1 protein-coding gene is annotated in these 2818 nt (G+C 39.2%); it reads left to right on the top strand.

Translation table 11 applies throughout. From position 1 onward, the window contains the following. Positions 1-58 precede the first annotated feature (58 nt). Positions 59-2758: an alanine--tRNA ligase gene (gene alaS, locus IJQ68_RS00470; RefSeq protein ID WP_292795531.1), complete on the top strand. Its 2700-nt coding sequence runs from the start codon at positions 59-61 to the stop codon at positions 2756-2758. Positions 2759-2818 lie beyond the last annotated feature (60 nt).

Genomic DNA, 2818 nt, shown 5'->3' with positions numbered 1-2818 from the left:
AATTTTGAAAGTTATTTAACATATAAAAAACATATACTTTACTAATCAATCTTTTGAAATGATTAAAATGGTAGAAATTTTTGATAAATTAGGTTATAAAAAACAAACATGTAAGACCTGCGGTCAGGAGTTTTACTCTCAAGTTGATAGGGATACTTGTGGGGACGCTCCATGTGATGAGTATGAGTTCATTGCAAATCCTGCAACAGACAAACCATATAACTTATATGAAATCCAACAGGTCTTTAGAGAATTTTTAGAAAGCGAAGGACACACACATGTCCACAGATATCCTGTTCTTGCTAAAAGATGGAGGGATGATGTATTTTTGGTCGGAGCATCCATTTTCTGTTTCCAGCCTTGGATTACTTCAGGCCTTGTAAAACCTCCTGCTAATCCTATAGAAATGGCTCAGCCTTCAATCAGACTTAATGACGTGGACAATGTGGGAAGAACAGGTCGTCATATGACCTGTTTTACAATGGGAACTCACACAGTAATCAATAAGGAAGATGATTTCATTTACTGGGAAGATGAAACCATCAGACTTTGTCATGAGTTCTTTGCTCATATCGGAATCAACACTGAAGAGATTACTTTCATCAAATCCTGGTGGAGCGGTGGAGGTAACGAAGGACCTTGTTATGAGGTATGCTGCAGAGGAGTGGAACTTGCAACATTGGTATTTATCCAATATGAAACTCTGGAAAACGGAGATAAAAAGGAAATTCCAATTAAGGTCGTCGACACTGGTTACGGACTTGAGCGTATCGCATGGATTTCACAAGGTACTCCAACGGCTTATGATGCATGTTTTGCGCCGGTTGTTGACAAGTTAAAAGAATTGACGGGTGTTGAAATCAACGAAGATATCCAGGGAAGAAATGCTCAAATTGCCGGAATGATGGATATTGAGGATATTGGTGACTTGAAGGAATTAAGACAACAGGTCGCAGACAGTTTGGATCTGTCCTTAGAGGAATACTTGAAAGCAGCTGAACCTATGGAAGCAATTTATATCATTGCAGACCACACAAGATGTTTGGCATTCATGATTGCTGACGGCATTATTCCTTCCAATGTAAAAGAAGGTTATCTTGCACGATTGGTTTTAAGAAGAACAATCAGGTTCATGAAAGAGCTGAACATGAAGGAATCATTGGCTGATGTAATGGCAATACAATTGGACTTCCTATCCAAATTCTATCCTGAAATCCGTGATTCTGAAGAGCATATCATGAACATCATTACTCTGGAAGAAGAGCGTTATGCCACTACTGTTAAAAAAGGTAAAAGCATTGTTAAAAGGTCAATCAAAAGACTTAAAAAAGAAGGAAAAACAGAAATGCCTCTTGACATGCTGATAGACTTATATGATGCTCACGGAATTCCTCCGGAAACCGTAGTTGAAATGGCGGGGGACGATTTTACAGTAAACGTTCCGGACAACTTCTTCACTCAGGTTGCAGGAGCACATGAAAAGGATACCACCAATAAAAAATCCTCATTTAAAGTCGACTTCCCTGAAACTGATTTATTGTTCTATAAAGATTTCTACCAGCAAGAGTTTGAAGCGGAAGTTTTGGGATTGGTTGAAAAGGACGGTAAGAAATGTTTGATCTTTGATAAAACCACATTCTATCCTGAAGGAGGAGGTCAACCTTCAGATATCGGTGAGGTTTCCATCAATGGAAATTCATTTAAAATACCATATGCTGAAAAAGTTGACAATGTTGTATTGCATAATGTAGATGGAGATATCTCAGATGACGTTGTTGGTCAAAAAGCCACTGGAAAAATCGACTGGACAAGAAGAATAACTCTTGCACGCCACCACACTGGAACTCACCTGGTCATTGCGGCTGCAAGAAAAGTCCTAGGTCAGCATATATGGCAGGCAGGATCTCAAAATGGTCTTACACGAGCACGTATCGACCTGTCACATTACAAACGTATCACACAGGAAGAGCTTAACGAAATTGAAAAGTTAGCCAATGAATATGTGATGGAAAACATTGATTTGGACATTCAGTTCCACACAAGAGATGAAGCTCAGGAACTCTACGGATTCGTACTTTACCAGGGAGGTATCGTTCCGGGTAAAATGATTCGTGTAGTTAAAATCCCCGGAGTTGACGTTCAGGCCTGTGCAGGTACACATGTCCTAAGAACAGGAGTTGTCGGACCAATCAAAATCAACAAGACAGAAAGAGTTCAGGACGGTGTTGAAAGGATAGACTTTTCAGCAGGTCTCGCAGCTATTGACTCAATGCAGCATGACGGTGAAATCCTTCGTGAAAGTTCATCAATATTTAAAGTCGACAATGATCAGCTGCCAAAAACCTGTGACAGATTCTTCTCAGAATGGAAAGCTCAGAAAAATGAAATTGACAAGCTGAAATCTGAAATAGCTTCTTTGAAAATGAACTCTCTGGCAGATGACTTTGTTGAAATCAAAGGCCTTAAAGTTGTAAATCAGCTAATTGATGGTGACTTCAAGGAACTTCAAAAGATAGCTACTGACTTTACTGACAGCGGCAAGGCTGATGTTGTTATTATGGGTAATAATGACGGTAAAATCGTTGGTGCAGCATCTCAAAAGGCTATTGATGAAGGGGTTAAAATCAACGATATAATCAAAACTGCAGCAGGAGTTTTAGGTGGTGGCGGTGGAGGCCGTCTCACATTAGCACAGGGTGCGGGCAAAGACAGCGATAAAATGGATGAAGCAATCAAAACTGCTGTCGATTTGATTTAAAATTTTAAAAGAAAAGTTAACTCTTTTCTTACTTCTACTTTTTTTATAATAATGTTTATT

The sequence above is a fragment of the Methanobrevibacter sp. genome, assembly GCF_017447225.1.
Taxonomy (GTDB): domain Archaea; phylum Methanobacteriota; class Methanobacteria; order Methanobacteriales; family Methanobacteriaceae; genus Methanocatella.
Note: the sequence above shows the minus strand (reverse complement) of the source record. Positions and strands in the feature narration are given on the sequence as shown.